Here is a 13,500-nt window from a genome sequence, read left to right as displayed (position 1 = left end):
TCCATGCAAATTTCAAGCATTTTATTCAATTTTGACAACTTTTTTTCAGAAAGTTTTTCGTATTACCGTCAATTAATACAGAACAATCGTCTATCTTTCAGAATTTCCGGTTTACATACTTTTTCACGGCATCCACAGAACGGTTCAGTACCAGCTCTTCCGGAAAATCCAGTTTAGTCAGAAGGTCTCTGGCAAGATCAAATTCCCCGATCAGAAGGTCAAAATGGGCATCACTGTCCATAACCACAGGTACCCGATATTTTTTGCAGTATTCCAGCATGATGGTATCATTCTCTACTGCATTCTCACGGTTACAGTCAGAGTCCATGGAGTGGTTGTTCAGCTCCAGGACTTTACCGTATTCTCTGGCGCCCTGTACAAGCGCCTCATAGTCAACCTCGTATCTTCCGTCATCCGGATGTCCGATGATATTGACACACGGATTCTTCATAGCATTAAGATAGGCCTCCGTATTCTCCTGTCTGCTGCCTGGTCTGATGCATGGAACATGAAGACTTGCAATGACCACGTCCAGCTTCTCCAGGGTTTTCTGCTCAAGATCTACCGTTCCCGCCGCATCCAGGATATTTACCTCCGAACCCAGAAGCAGCTGGATCCCGTACATTTCACGGGGTACTACCTTTATATTCTGGAAATAAAACTTATGACAGGTTCCGGGCATTTTCGGTGCATGCTCTGTGATTCCCAGGAGTTCAAGGCCTTTATCGGAAGCAGCCCTGGCCATCTCGCGAAGTGTGCAGTATGCATGTCCGCTGGCTACGGTATGTGTGTGAAGATCCATAACTGACTGATATCTCATGATAAATTCTCCTCTGTATCTTATATTGTTTTTTTCTTATTATATTATACGTCCGAAATCTCCGATTTCTCAAGCCTTTTTCTATTGTTACTGTTCACTCCGTTCTCAGCAACACGCTTCGCGGAATATTACCAATGAACAGTAACTTTCTATTACTCTTCCCTGTTCGCAAAACATTACAGTAAACAGCTATAAAAATGGCCTTCCTGTTTCCTCTAACATTTGTTGACATTTTTCACACTTTCTTTTACAATATAGTCGTGATTTACACTATTAAAGAATAAAAGTAAAAAGTAACCTGAAAGGACTCTGAAGTACTATGAAAACCATAGGTTTTATCGGCCTTGGACTGATCGGCGGCTCCATTGCCAGAACCATACGAAAATTTCACCCGGATTATCGCCTGCTTGCCTTTGACAAAGACAGAAGTGCTCTGGCAGAGGCAGTCAGTTTAAACGTGATCAACGGGATCTGTGATATTGACGATGAGCAGTTATATAACTGTGATTATCTTTTTCTCTGTGCACCTGTAGAATTCAATGTGGAATACATGGAAAAGATCAAAGATTCTCTTGGAAAGAACTGTATCCTCACAGATGTAGGCAGTGTAAAAAGTGTTATCCACGAAAAAGTAACCGAGCTCGGACTTGAAGGACGCTTCATCGGCGGTCATCCTATGGCAGGCTCCGAACGCAGCGGTTTTTCCAATTCCAGTGATCATCTTCTGGAAAATGCTTATTATATCATCACTCCGGGAGGAGAAGTTGCTTTGGAAAAGATTTCTGATTTCACAGAACTGATCTCCTCTCTTGGTGCGATCCCCCTTGTTATCACTGCAGAAGAACATGATTTCATCACGGCAGGAGTCAGCCACCTTCCTCATATCGTAGCCTCCGCTCTTGTAAATCTTGTAAATCTTCTGGATAACGACGCCCAGTATATGAAAATGATCGCAGCCGGCGGTTTCCGTGATATCACACGTATTGCCTCTTCTTCACCAGTTATGTGGGAACAGATCTGTCTGGAAAATCAGAAAAACATTTCCACGGTTCTGGATGAATTTATCCGTATGCTGATCCAGATCCGCTGTTCCATTGACAACAAAGAAGCTGACAACATCTTTGACATGTTTGCAAGCTCCAAGGATTACCGTGACTCCATTGACATTGTAGACAACAGCCTGATCCCCCGCTCCTATGTCCTTTATATCGATGTGGCAGATGAGGCCGGTGCCATTGCAACCATCGCAACCATCCTTGCAACAGAAAAGGTCAGCATCAAAAATATCGGTATTATCCACAACCGAGAATTTGAAGATGGCGTTCTGAAGATCGAATTTTATACAGACGCAGCTCTGGAGCAGGCTAAAGTGCTTCTTACAAAACGTAATTACAAGATCTGCGAACGCTGATATATAAACGGCAGCAGATATCCGATCTGCTGCCATGTATTTCAAAAATAACAATACAGGCAGGTACTAATATGGAAATCAAAAAAGCAAAAAAATTATCCGGCTTTCTTGCCATTCCCGGAGATAAATCCATTTCTCACAGAGCTGTCATGTTCGGCTCTCTTGCAGAAGGCACTACCCGGATCACAAATTTTCTGGAGGGTGCAGACTGTCTCTCCACTATTTCCTGTTTCCGGAAAATGGGTATTAACATTGAAAATACAGAAGGAGAGATCCTGGTCCACGGAAAAGGTCTCCATGGTCTCAGTGCTCCGTCAGAGACTCTTGACGTCGGTAACAGCGGCACCACCACCCGCCTCATCTCCGGAATCCTTGCAGGACAGGACTTTGTATCAGAGCTTACCGGTGATGCTTCCATCCAGAAACGCCCTATGAAACGGATCATGACTCCGCTTTCCCAAATGGGTGCCGATATCGTAAGTCTCAACGGAAACGGATGTGCACCGCTTAAGATCTCCGGAAAAAAGCTCCATGCCATCCACTACAATTCTCCGGTAGCATCTGCCCAGGTAAAATCCTGCGTACTTCTTGCCGGAATGTACGCTGACGGCATTACCCGTGTAACAGAGCCGGTCCTTTCCAGAAATCACACGGAGATCATGCTGAATTACTTTGGCGCCAATGTAACCGCAGAGGGAACAACAGCATCCATCAAACCGGACCCATCTCTTTACGGACGTGAGATCCTGGTTCCGGGAGATATCTCTTCTGCAGCTTATTTTATCGCAGCAGGTCTTCTTGTTCCCAACAGTGAGATCCTTCTGAAAAATGTGGGGATCAACCCGACCCGTGACGGCATCCTCCGTGTATGCAGGGCCATGGGAGCAAATATCACTCTTCTCAATGAAACCACAGAGGGCGAACCTACTGCCGATCTTCTGATCCGCTCCTCTGCGCTTCACGGGACCACAATAGAAGGCGCGATCATTCCTACTCTGATCGATGAACTTCCGATGATCGCCGTTATGGCAGCTTTTGCAGAAGGAACCACTGTTATCCGGGATGCACAGGAGCTTCGTGTCAAAGAGTCCGACCGCATCCAGGTTATGACGGAAAATCTTCGGAAAATGGGCGCAGATATCCAGGAAACCGAAGATGGCATGATCATTCATGGTGGAAAACCCCTTCATGGCGCAGAGACCGATTCTCATCTGGATCACCGTGTAGCCATGTCTTTTGCAGTAGCAGGACTGCTTTGTGAGGGAACACTTTCCATCAAAAACGGAGACTGTGTCAACATCTCCTATCCGGAATTCTATTCCGATCTTTACAATCTGGCAGAATAATTATCTTATATCCAGACAGAGAGCATTTTCATGCATCACAGCGTCTGTTCCATCAGATGACAGTGCATAAAATGCTCTCTTTTTTTGTATTTCGTATAATTTTTATTTATTATGGATACTATAATCCCAAAACAAAACCATTTTTTTGATAAATTTTATCGCTTTTCCCACTTTCCAAATTCCTACTATTATGGTATTATTTTTTCGGAAAATAATTATTTCCAGAGAGGAGCAACGATTATGAAAATTTTGTTTTACGACACCAAGAGCTACGATAGGGAATTTTTTGAGAAGCTGCTTCCATCTTATCCAGGTATTGAAATTAAATTCATTGAAGCAAATATCCATGAAGAAACCGCAGCTCTTGCCCACGGCTACGATGCCATCTGTGCATTTGTAAATGCAGATCTCGGCGCACCGGTCATTGAGGAGCTTCACCGCCAGGGTGTAAAACTGATCCTGATGCGCTGTGCCGGATACAATAATGTTGATCTGGAAACTACAACAAAATGTGGGATCCAGGTGGCACGTGTTCCCGGTTATTCTCCGGAAGCAGTTGCCGAACACGCCATGGCACTGGCCCTTACCGCCAACCGGCACACCCACAAGGCATATATCAAATGCCGCGAAAATAACTTTGCACTGAACGGTCTCATGGGCGTTAACTTTTATCAGAAAACTGCCGGCATCATCGGCACCGGAAAAATCGGTCAGGCAATGGCAAAAATCTGTCGTGGCTTTGGCATGAAAGTAATTGCTTATGATCTTTTCCCTAATAAAAATCTTGACTTTCTGGAGTATGTTTCACTGGACGAACTCCTTTCCACCAGTGATCTGATCAGTCTGCACTGTCCGATGACTCCGGAAACAGAGCATCTGATCAACTCCGAAACGATTGCAAAAATGAAAGATGGTGTGATCCTTGTAAACACCTCCAGAGGCGGACTGATCAAAACCGATGACCTGATCGCAGGTATCCGTGATCACAAATTCTTCGCCGTTGGTCTGGATGTTTACGAAGAAGAATCTGCATATGTATATGAAGACATGTCAAGCAGCATTCTTCCTACTTCCACGATCCAGCGTCTTCTGTCCTTCCCAAATGTGACCATGACCTCACATCAGGGATTCTTTACGGTAGAAGCACTGACCAATATTGCGGAGACAACCCTGGAAAACGCAAAAGCTTTTATGGATGGAGCTGAAATGAAAAATCTGGTCCACTGATCAGTCTCAGACCTGACATGCAAAATCCCCCGGATACTGATCGTTTATCTGTATCCGGGGGTCTTATTTTGTTCTTTTGATTTTAATAGATCTCGTCAAAAGACTGTCCGTCATCGTCTGTGTAATAAATGCGCTTTGCATCCTGAGTGAAGATCAGCTTCTGTTTCCCTGCATCATCAAGGCTGCACTGCTGATAGGTTACGCCATCCTCTACCGGAAGCATACTGTCTGCATTATCATAGTCTGCAGCAGTCAGATTGGAGGGTACATGGCCATACTCATAAATATACTGGGCCACTTCATCTTTATCTGTATAAGTGCCATTTTCATCCAGTTTCTTTTCGCTCTGCGAGTCTGCTGCATCCGATGAATCGGACCCATCTGTATCTCCTGCTCCTGCAGCATTTTCAGAATCCTGCAGCTGCTCCAGGTCGCTTTCATCAGCTACTGCCATCTCATCGTCACCATTCTGGTCCATGGCCTCCACTTCATCCTCACTCAAAGGTTCCAGGTCATCCTGAAAAGCGGATTCGTCGTATTTTTCCTTATCTTTGCAGCCTCCCAGCATCATCGCTGCCACCCCGGCAAGCACCAGGATAAAATATCTGAACTTTTTCATGGATCAATCTCCTTTCATGGAATATCGTTCTCGTAAAAGTGAAATTTCTCTTTTCCATCCTTCATCATCATTTGGTGTCTCCAGAATAAAGGGAATTCCCTCAAGAGCCGGATGGCACACCACATTCACAAGTGCATCCAGGCCGATCTGACCTTCACCGATCTTTGCATGACGATCCTTATGACTGCCCAGTCCGTTTATACTGTCGTTAAGATGAACAGCCTTCAATCTGGAAAGGCCGATCACCCGGTCAAACTCATCAAGAACACCATCCAGATCATGGACAATATCATAACCGCCATCCCATACATGACAGGTATCCAGGCAAACACCCAGTTTATTATTTTTTTCCACCCTGTCAATGATATCACGAAGTTCCTGAAACGTTGCTCCTACTTCTGAACCCTTGCCGGACATAGTTTCCAGAAGGACGGTCGTACTCTGTTCTTCTGTAAGGACATCATTGAGGATTTCCGCAATTTTGGTAATTCCCGTCTCAGTTCCCTGCCCTACATGACTGCCCGGGTGAAAATTATAATAATTTCCCGGTGTATATTCCATACGTTTCAGATCATCTGCCATGATCTCTCTTGCAAAATCTCTCAGATTTTCTTTTGCGGCACAGGCATTCATGGTATACGGTGCATGTGCCACCAGCTTTCCAAAATGATTTTCCCTGGAAAGCTCCAGAAATCTTTCCACATCTGCGGGATCGATCTCTTTTGCCTTGCCTCCTCTGGGATTTCGGGTAAAAAAAGCGAACGTATTTCCGCCGTTTTTCAGCATCTGACGTCCCATGGCAGCATAGCCTTTGGACGAACTTGTATGATTTCCGATATATAATACCATATCAGCACCAGCTCCCTGTAGTTTATATTTCTGCCTTTTGGCCTAACTATTATATCAAAAACTTCTTTTTCTGAAAAGTCCGCGATTCTTTCTTTACAATACTTACCATTCTTTCTATAATAAAGATATCTTTACATATGAAGGAGAGAAAGAATGGCAAACGACAATCGAAGGCGGCCGCCTCATGGCCATGATCCGGAGCAGGCACGCAGAGAAGCCGCCAAAGCACGAGAAGCACGGCGGAAACATTCTGGTTCTGCATCCCGTAATTCCCGTTCACATTCCACCGGGACTCACAAGAATGACATCAGCAAAAAATCCAGATATTACCAGGTACGCCGTCAGAAAATGTTTCTTGCAGCTGGCGGGATCCTGATCATACTTGTTCTTGTGATCATTTTTTCCGCACGTGCATGCATTTCTTCCCGGAAAGCTGCAGAAGCCGCCGCTTTGCAAAAGGCCCAGGAAGAGGAGGCCGCAAAAAAGGCAAAAGAAGAAGCTGCTGCTGTGAAAGATCCCGTTTCACTGACGCTCAGCGTAGTCGGGGACTGCACGTTGGGTACCGATGAGACCTTTGATTATGACACAAGTCTGAACGCATGCTACGATAACAACGGCAAAGATTATTTCTTTAAAAATGTAAAAAGCATCTTTGAGGCAGATGACCTGACAATTGCCAATTTTGAAGGAACTCTCACTGATTCCGATGCCAGAGAAGATAAAACCTTTGCATTTAAAGCACCCGCCGAATATGCTCAGATACTCACCAGCGGTTCCGTTGAAGCCGTAAACACTGCAAACAATCACAGCCACGATTACGGAGAGCAGAGCTACACGGATACTCTGACTGCTCTGGACAATGCGGGCATTACACACTTCGGTTATGATGATACTGCAGTTATGGACATCAAGGGGATCAAAGTTGGTCTTGTCGGAATTTACGAGCTGAAGGATCATCTTGGACGCGAACAGCAGCTGAAAGATAATATCGCAAAGGTCAAAGCAGATGGAGCAGAGCTTATAGTTGTGATCTTCCACTGGGGCAATGAGACTGAAACAGTTCCTGATACCAATCAGATGACCCTTGGCCGTCTTGCTATCGATGAAGGTGCAGATCTGGTATGTGGCCATCATCCGCATGTACTCCAGGGAATCGAAACCTATAAAGGAAAAAACATCGTCTACAGTCTTGGCAATTTCTGTTTTGGAGGAAACAGTTCTCCAAGTGATATGGACACCATGATCTTCCAGCAGACCTTCACTGTCACCTCAGAAGGCGTACAGGCTGATAACGTGACCAATATCATTCCCTGCTCTATTTCTTCCGCAGATGGCTACAACAATTATCAGCCAACTCCTGCATCCGGAGATGAGGCATCCAGGATCAAATCCAAGATAGAGGAATGCAGTGCTGCGATTCCTGCCGCGGATTCTTCATCCGCTACATCGGAAGGCTCTGACAGTGAAGAATAAATAGCATAACAAAAAATAATATCCCAACAGATCCTGTGTTGCATGTTTCCATGCTACGATCCGTTGGGATATTATTTATATAAAAAGTAATTTTAAATCTTATTCGATCATCATGGCATCCCCGAAACTGAAGAAACGATATCTTTCCTTCACAGCTTCCTCATAAGCAGCCATAATATGTTCTTTTCCGGCAAGGGCTGAAACTAACATCAGAAGCGTTGACTCCGGCAGATGGAAATTGGTAATCAGTCCATCGATAGCTTTGAATTTATATCCAGGATAGATAAAGATCTCTGTCCATCCGCTTCCGGCCTTCACGATTCCATCCTCTCCGGCTGCGGACTCCAGGGTACGGCAACTGGTAGTTCCCACAGAAATCACTCTTCCGCCGTTTTTCTTTGTATCATTGATCAGTTTTGCCTGATCTTCTTCCACAATATAAAACTCCGAGTGCATGTGGTGCTTTTCTACATCATCTACCTTTACCGGGCGGAAGGTTCCGAGACCTACATGTAAAGTTACATGTGCAATATTCACACCCTTCTCCTTTACTTTCTCAAGAAGCTCCGGCGTGAAGTGAAGTCCTGCGGTAGGTGCGGCAGCAGATCCCTCATTCTTTGCATATACAGTCTGATAACGGTTCTTATCCTTCAGCTTGTGGGTAATATACGGCGGCAGCGGCATTTCTCCCAGCTGATCCAGGATCTCTTCGAAAATCCCCTCATAATGGAACTGAATCAGACGGTTTCCCTCATCTACAATATCAATGATCTCACCCTTCAGGATACCGTCACCAAAAGTGATCTTTGCACCGGGACGTGCTTTTTTTCCCGGCTTTACAAGACACTCCCAGATATCATTTTCGCGGCGTTTCAGAAGCAGGATCTCGATCAGCGCTCCAGTTTCTTCCTTGTGACCATAAAGACGTGCCGGGATAACCTTGGTATCATTGATCACAAGACAGTCTCCCTTATGCAGGTAATCCAGTATATCGGTAAAATGACGATGTTCGATACTTCCATCTTTCAGGGACAGATGCATCAGTCTGGAAGAACTTCTGTCCTCCAGCGGATCCTGAGCGATCAGTTCCTGCGGCAGATCATAATAAAAATCTGATGTTTTCATAATTATTTTTCCACTTCCTCTTTCCACTGTTTGCGAAGCCTGCGGACCTCGTTCCACTCTTTGTTGGTCAGATCAGCCTTTGGTAAAAGATCCGGCCTCCATTTGGCTGTACGGATGATAGACTGCTCTCTTCTCCATTTATCCACATTGGCATGGTGTCCGGAAAGCAGCACCTCCGGAACCTTTTTGCCATGCCATTCCTCCGGGCGGCTGTACTGGGGATACTCCAGAAGATTCCCGGAAAAGGATTCCGTCTCACCGGATTCCTGATTATTCAGAACACCTGGTACCATTCTGGAAATAGAATCCATCATGACCATAGCCGGAAGTTCTCCTCCGGTAAGTACATAATCACCAATGGAAACATAGTCTGTTACGATTTCTTCCAGAACACGCTCATCAATTCCCTCATAATGACCACAGAGGAAAACCAGGTCTTCTTCCAGGGCAAACTCTTTTGCCATATCCTGATTGAAGGTTTTTCCCTGAGGAGTCAGAAAGATCACGCGGGGTTTCCTTCCAATACGTTCTGCAATGGATTCATAAGACAGATATACCGGCTCCGCCTGCATCAGCATTCCGGCTCCGCCGCCATAAGGATAATCATCTACCTTCTGGTGCTTATTGAATGCAAAATCCCGTATATTGATCGCTTCCAGTGATAACAGTCCCTTTGTAATGGCACGGCCTGTAATACTTGTGTTCATTCCGTTCTCGATCATTTCCGGAAATAATGTAAGTACATGATAATTCATTTAAACAAGCCCTTTCATCAAATGTACAGTCATGGTATTTTTTTCAACATCCACATCAAGAACACAGTCATGGATCGCAGGAAGCAGGATTTCCTCGCCATCCACACGATCTACAATATAAACATCATTGGCGCCGGTCTCCATCACATCACGGAGCACTCCGAATTTCTCCCCATTCTCCAGAAGTACCTCCATTCCGATGAGATCCGCCACATAATATTCGTCCTCGCCAAGCTCCTGTGCCTCTTCACGTGGGATCCAGAGCTCACGGCCCTTATACATTTCGATATCATTGATGTTGTCAATGCCTTCAAACTTCAGGATCGCAAGATTTTTAAAAAACTTTACATTCTGAATATTCAGTCTGCGAAGCTCTTTTCCTGTATCCAGAAGCACATATTCAATATCAAGAAAACGCTCTGCGTCATCCGTTGTCGGAAAAACTTTTACTTCACCACGGACGCCATGGGTCGTTGTAATAACTCCTACCTTTAATAAATCTTCCATTTTTGCTCCCTTTCAGAGTAAAAACAGGAGCCATGGAATCCACAGCTCCTGTCTCTTTTTCATTGCAGAATATCTACAATCACTTTTTTGCTGCTTTTTGAAGAAGCCGCTTTCACAACAGTACGGATTGCCTTGGCAATTCTGCCCTGTCTTCCGATAACCTTACCCATATCGGCTGGTCCGACCTTCAGTTCAACAACAATCGCGTCGTCTTTTTCAGTCTCAGTAACGACTACTTCATCCGGATTTTCAACAAGAGATTTTGCAATTACTTCTACAAGTTGTTTCATTACATACCTCCTTGCTCCTGCCTCATTGAGGTCACAGATCCAAATCTGTCAGGTATTATTTCTCGATTCCGGCAAGTTTAAGAAGCTTAGCAACTACCTCTGTAGGCTGAGCACCAGCTGCAAGCCATTTTTTAGCTGCCTCTTCATCGATTTTGTATACGCTTGGGTCAAGATTCGGATCATATGTTCCGATCTCTGCGATACATCTTCCGTCACGTTTGCAGCGGGAATCTGCTACTACGATTCTATAGAAAGGTGCTTTCTTCTGTCCCATTCTTCTTAATCTGATCTTAACTGCCATTTTTGTTTTCCTCCAATTATCTTTCTGAAAATTTATTGTTATTTATTAAAAGGGAAGCTTAAAGCCGCCTCTTTTTCCCATGTTCATCTTGCCGCCTGTTAATCCCGGCATCTGTTTCATCATCTTCTTGCTCTGCTCAAACTGCTTCACAAGACGATTTACTTCTGTAATATCCACTCCGGCGCCTCTGGCGATACGGTTCTTGCGTGAGATGTTCAGAATGTTGGGGTTACTTCTCTCCTGAGGTGTCATGGAAAGAATGATGGACTTGGTACGGTCCATAGCCTTTTCATCGATCATACCCTCGATATCCTTCATCTTACCGCCCATTCCGGGAAGCATGTTCAGGATACTGGAAATACCACCCATCTTGTTCATCTGCTCCATGCTGGTAAGATAATCATTGAAGTCGAAGTCCATTTTCTTCAGCTTCTTTTGCATCTCCTGAGCCTGTTCCTGATCCACAGAGGCTTCCACCTTCTCGATCAGACTCATTACATCTCCCATTCCAAGGATCCTGGAAGCCATACGTTCTGGATAAAACTGTTCCAGATCTGAAAGCTTCTCTCCCATACCAACATAGAAGATCGGTTTGCCGGTCACGGCTTTAATGGAAAGCGCAGCGCCGCCTCGTGTATCACCGTCCATCTTAGTCAGGATCACACCATCAATGCCGACTTTATCAGAAAAGTTCTGCGCCACATTTACTGCATCCTGTCCTGTCATGGCATCAACTACAAGCACTGTAGCATCTACATTCACATTCGCTTTGATATCCTCAAGCTCCTGCATCATATCCTCATCAATGTGAAGACGTCCTGCTGTATCGATGAGCACAACATTCTGCTGATTGGATTTCGCATGCTCGATAGCTGCTTTTGCAATATCCACGGGATTCTGCTTATCTCCCATGGAAAAGACCTCGACGCCCTGTTTCTCACCGTTTACCTGCAACTGTGTAATCGCTGCCGGACGGTAAACATCACAGGCCACAAGCAGTGGTCTCTTTCCCTTGGATTTCAGTTTGCCTGCCAGCTTGGCAACCGTCGTTGTCTTACCTGCACCCTGAAGACCGACCATCATAAGAACGGTAAGATCCATTCCCGGTTTGATCGGAAGCTCTGTTGTCTCACTTCCCATCAGGTTGACCAGCTCATCATTTACGATCTTGATCACCATCTGTCCCGGATTCAGACCATTCATAACATCCTGTCCGATAGCCTTTTCCTGAACGGATTTCGTAAACTGCTTAACGACCTTAAAGTTAACATCCGCTTCCAGAAGCGCCATCTTAACTTCCTTCAGTGCCACCTTGACATCAGCCTCTGTGAGACGGCCCTTGCCCTTCAGCTTCTTAAATACATTCTGCAGTTTATCTGTTAAACTCTCAAATGCCATTGATCATAACTCCTCTAATATCACATTGGAAATCGCCGCAATATCTTCGGCGTGGTACTTGTCAGCCAATTCATGGATCTTTATGACCTGACTGCGGATGTTCAGGAATTTCTCGACCAGATGAAGCTTCTCTTCATATTCTTCCAACGTCCGATTGCACCGTCTGATCATATCATGTACACCCTGTCTGCTGATGCCAAGTTCCTCAGCAACCTCACTTAAGGAATAATCCTCAAATACCACACTGGTATACACCTGCCGCTGCCTCTCTGTCAGAAGCTCTCCATAAAAATCAAATAAAAATGTCTGCTCTACAAATTTCTCCATCTGTAATCACCTCGGCTATCATACACGATTCCGTCACACCTGTCAAGGGTTTTTGCTTTACAAATTTATTTTTTCCTGAATTTCACAAAAAAAGGCCGGAAAAGCACTTTTCTGCTGGGTTTTGCAGGCTTTTCCGACCTTTGTTATTCTATTTGCTTCTTATTAATAAGTCTTATGCTTCGATCAAAACATTTCCTTTGTCATTTTATCGATTTCCTGATCCACTGCCTCATATACACCTGGGATACATGAGAAATTCAGGCCATGGGTGGTACATGGGATAAAATAAAGCTTACCACAGTCTCTGCAAAGCTGATCTGTTGACTCTTCGATCATTTCCTGATTCCAGTCAAAGCGATCTACTTTACCGTTATCGATACCACCCATAAATGTGATATCTTTTCCATATTCTTTGATCAGCTTCGGAAGATCATTAACAGACATACAGCCCTGCCCTTTTTTCCGCACTTGTTTTGCCACACCCCAATATAAAAGGCTTGTTTCCGCACTTGTTTTTTCCTTATGATTCTATTATACTGTAAATCAAAAGAATCACACTTCCACATAACATGGCTATTATTCCTGTTTTTTCCTACAAAATATAGGAAGGAGGATTTTCCTTGAAACTCAGTGCAAAACTCATCTGCTATCATTTACAGAAATCTTTTCCCCTGCATACATCCAGGCTGGATACATCCCCCACCCTTTCCTGCCCTTCCTGCTTTGAAAAGAACACCGTTCTTCAGGATGGACGTGTTTACCTTATCACAGATCCGGATTTTCAGCTCACTTTTCATCATCCCAAAAATATTCTGTTCCTGATGATTGGAAAAATCTATCAGAACTACGAATTAACTCAGCCAAACATGTGTATCATCCCTGAAGATATTCCGGTCAATATTGTCTTTAACAGGATTCAGGATATTTTTATCCTCTATGATCAGTGGAATCAGTCCCTGATGGATTCCCGTCTCCGGAACGCATCTATCCAGGAGCTTCTGGATCTTACAGCTTCCATTATTCCCAATCCAATGATGCTGATCGGTATGGAT

At 44.6% G+C, this 13,500-nt stretch carries 16 protein-coding genes; 5 read left to right on the top strand and 11 right to left on the bottom strand.

What is annotated here, in order from left to right:
- Nucleotides 1-97: 97 nt before the first annotated feature.
- Nucleotides 98-820, bottom strand: coding sequence for a phosphatase (locus CCC70_RS13175; RefSeq protein WP_287085033.1), 723 nt, complete (start codon nt 818-820; stop codon nt 98-100).
- 319 nt (nt 821-1,139) lie between these two features.
- Between CCC70_RS13175 and CCC70_RS13170 the strand changes: the two genes are divergently transcribed.
- The 3 genes from CCC70_RS13170 (at nt 1,140) to CCC70_RS13160 (ending at nt 4,804) form a co-directional block, all read left to right on the top strand.
- Entirely contained in the window at nt 1,140-2,231 is a 1,092-nt protein-coding gene (locus CCC70_RS13170) for a prephenate dehydrogenase (protein WP_015525209.1), read from the top strand.
- Between the two features lie 71 nt (nt 2,232-2,302).
- Nucleotides 2,303-3,577 carry a 3-phosphoshikimate 1-carboxyvinyltransferase gene (aroA, locus tag CCC70_RS13165; RefSeq protein WP_287085032.1) on the top strand — a complete coding sequence of 425 codons (1,275 nt, stop codon included), beginning with the start codon at nt 2,303-2,305 and terminating at the stop codon, nt 3,575-3,577.
- Nucleotides 3,578-3,817: 240 nt separating this feature from the next.
- A complete protein-coding gene (locus tag CCC70_RS13160; RefSeq protein WP_287082767.1) occupies nt 3,818-4,804 on the top strand; it encodes a 2-hydroxyacid dehydrogenase in 987 nt (328 codons plus the stop codon).
- A gap of 82 nt (nt 4,805-4,886) precedes the next feature.
- Here the strand turns inward: CCC70_RS13160 and CCC70_RS13155 are convergent, their stop codons facing one another.
- Both CCC70_RS13155 and CCC70_RS13150 read right to left on the bottom strand, forming a co-directional pair.
- Nucleotides 4,887-5,423 (bottom strand): ribonuclease domain-containing protein, encoded by a 537-nt coding sequence (locus CCC70_RS13155; RefSeq protein ID WP_215638347.1) that lies wholly within the window; start codon nt 5,421-5,423, stop codon nt 4,887-4,889.
- A 3-nt stretch (nt 5,424-5,426) separates the two neighbouring features.
- Complete coding sequence (locus CCC70_RS13150) at nt 5,427-6,272, bottom strand: deoxyribonuclease IV (RefSeq protein WP_186582299.1); 846 nt, start codon at nt 6,270-6,272, stop codon at nt 5,427-5,429.
- Between the two features lie 348 nt (nt 6,273-6,620).
- On the opposite strand from CCC70_RS13150, the gene CCC70_RS13145 reads away from it, so the two are divergent.
- Complete coding sequence (locus tag CCC70_RS13145) at nt 6,621-7,745, top strand: CapA family protein (protein ID WP_021652645.1); 1,125 nt, start codon at nt 6,621-6,623, stop codon at nt 7,743-7,745.
- 99 nt (nt 7,746-7,844) lie between these two features.
- On the opposite strand, the gene queA is transcribed toward CCC70_RS13145, so the two are convergent.
- The 8 genes from queA to CCC70_RS13105 all read right to left on the bottom strand — a co-directional run bounded on the left by queA (nt 7,845) and on the right by CCC70_RS13105 (nt 12,892).
- Nucleotides 7,845-8,870: a tRNA preQ1(34) S-adenosylmethionine ribosyltransferase-isomerase QueA gene (gene queA, locus CCC70_RS13140; RefSeq protein ID WP_015525215.1), complete on the bottom strand. Its 1,026-nt coding sequence runs from the start codon at nt 8,868-8,870 to the stop codon at nt 7,845-7,847.
- 2 nt (nt 8,871-8,872) lie between these two features.
- Nucleotides 8,873-9,625 (bottom strand): tRNA (guanosine(37)-N1)-methyltransferase TrmD, encoded by a 753-nt coding sequence (gene trmD, locus CCC70_RS13135; protein WP_015525216.1) that lies wholly within the window; start codon nt 9,623-9,625, stop codon nt 8,873-8,875.
- Entirely contained in the window at nt 9,626-10,132 is a 507-nt protein-coding gene (rimM, locus tag CCC70_RS13130; protein ID WP_059085894.1) for a ribosome maturation factor RimM, read from the bottom strand.
- Nucleotides 10,133-10,191: 59 nt separating this feature from the next.
- Nucleotides 10,192-10,422 (bottom strand): KH domain-containing protein, encoded by a 231-nt coding sequence (locus CCC70_RS13125; protein ID WP_015525219.1) that lies wholly within the window; start codon nt 10,420-10,422, stop codon nt 10,192-10,194.
- Between the two features lie 55 nt (nt 10,423-10,477).
- Complete coding sequence (gene rpsP / locus CCC70_RS13120) at nt 10,478-10,723, bottom strand: 30S ribosomal protein S16 (protein WP_015525220.1); 246 nt, start codon at nt 10,721-10,723, stop codon at nt 10,478-10,480.
- Nucleotides 10,724-10,768: 45 nt separating this feature from the next.
- Nucleotides 10,769-12,121, bottom strand: a complete 1,353-nt coding sequence (gene ffh / locus CCC70_RS13115; RefSeq protein WP_015525221.1) for a signal recognition particle protein — start codon at nt 12,119-12,121, stop codon at nt 10,769-10,771.
- 3 nt (nt 12,122-12,124) lie between these two features.
- Nucleotides 12,125-12,448 carry a YlxM family DNA-binding protein gene (gene ylxM / locus CCC70_RS13110; protein ID WP_015525222.1) on the bottom strand — a complete coding sequence of 108 codons (324 nt, stop codon included), beginning with the start codon at nt 12,446-12,448 and terminating at the stop codon, nt 12,125-12,127.
- A gap of 183 nt (nt 12,449-12,631) precedes the next feature.
- Nucleotides 12,632-12,892: a hypothetical protein gene (locus tag CCC70_RS13105; protein ID WP_138277566.1), complete on the bottom strand. Its 261-nt coding sequence runs from the start codon at nt 12,890-12,892 to the stop codon at nt 12,632-12,634.
- A gap of 176 nt (nt 12,893-13,068) precedes the next feature.
- Between CCC70_RS13105 and CCC70_RS13100 the strand changes: the two genes are divergently transcribed.
- Nucleotides 13,069-13,500 (top strand): hypothetical protein (locus CCC70_RS13100; protein ID WP_287085030.1); only part of this gene is annotated, 432 nt, incomplete at its 3' end.

The organism is Blautia sp. LMAG:89 (assembly GCF_008679485.1).
Taxonomy (GTDB): Bacteria; Bacillota; Clostridia; order Lachnospirales; family Lachnospiraceae; genus Blautia_A; species Blautia_A fusiformis.
This window is presented reverse-complemented; position numbering and strand designations above follow the sequence as displayed.

Coding starts and splice junctions, on each gene's coding strand:
- CCC70_RS13175 (WP_287085033.1), bottom strand. CDS start 820: ATGAGATATCAGTCAGTTATGGATCTTCACACACATACCGTAGCCAGC.
- CCC70_RS13170 (WP_015525209.1), top strand. CDS start 1,140: ATGAAAACCATAGGTTTTATCGGCCTTGGACTGATCGGCGGCTCCATT.
- aroA (WP_287085032.1), top strand. CDS start 2,303: ATGGAAATCAAAAAAGCAAAAAAATTATCCGGCTTTCTTGCCATTCCC.
- CCC70_RS13160 (WP_287082767.1), top strand. CDS start 3,818: ATGAAAATTTTGTTTTACGACACCAAGAGCTACGATAGGGAATTTTTT.
- CCC70_RS13155 (WP_215638347.1), bottom strand. CDS start 5,423: ATGAAAAAGTTCAGATATTTTATCCTGGTGCTTGCCGGGGTGGCAGCG.
- CCC70_RS13150 (WP_186582299.1), bottom strand. CDS start 6,272: ATGGTATTATATATCGGAAATCATACAAGTTCGTCCAAAGGCTATGCT.
- CCC70_RS13145 (WP_021652645.1), top strand. CDS start 6,621: ATGTTTCTTGCAGCTGGCGGGATCCTGATCATACTTGTTCTTGTGATC.
- queA (WP_015525215.1), bottom strand. CDS start 8,870: ATGAAAACATCAGATTTTTATTATGATCTGCCGCAGGAACTGATCGCT.
- trmD (WP_015525216.1), bottom strand. CDS start 9,625: ATGAATTATCATGTACTTACATTATTTCCGGAAATGATCGAGAACGGA.
- rimM (WP_059085894.1), bottom strand. CDS start 10,132: ATGGAAGATTTATTAAAGGTAGGAGTTATTACAACGACCCATGGCGTC.
- CCC70_RS13125 (WP_015525219.1), bottom strand. CDS start 10,422: ATGAAACAACTTGTAGAAGTAATTGCAAAATCTCTTGTTGAAAATCCG.
- rpsP (WP_015525220.1), bottom strand. CDS start 10,723: ATGGCAGTTAAGATCAGATTAAGAAGAATGGGACAGAAGAAAGCACCT.
- ffh (WP_015525221.1), bottom strand. CDS start 12,121: ATGGCATTTGAGAGTTTAACAGATAAACTGCAGAATGTATTTAAGAAG.
- ylxM (WP_015525222.1), bottom strand. CDS start 12,448: ATGGAGAAATTTGTAGAGCAGACATTTTTATTTGATTTTTATGGAGAG.
- CCC70_RS13105 (WP_138277566.1), bottom strand. CDS start 12,892: ATGTCTGTTAATGATCTTCCGAAGCTGATCAAAGAATATGGAAAAGAT.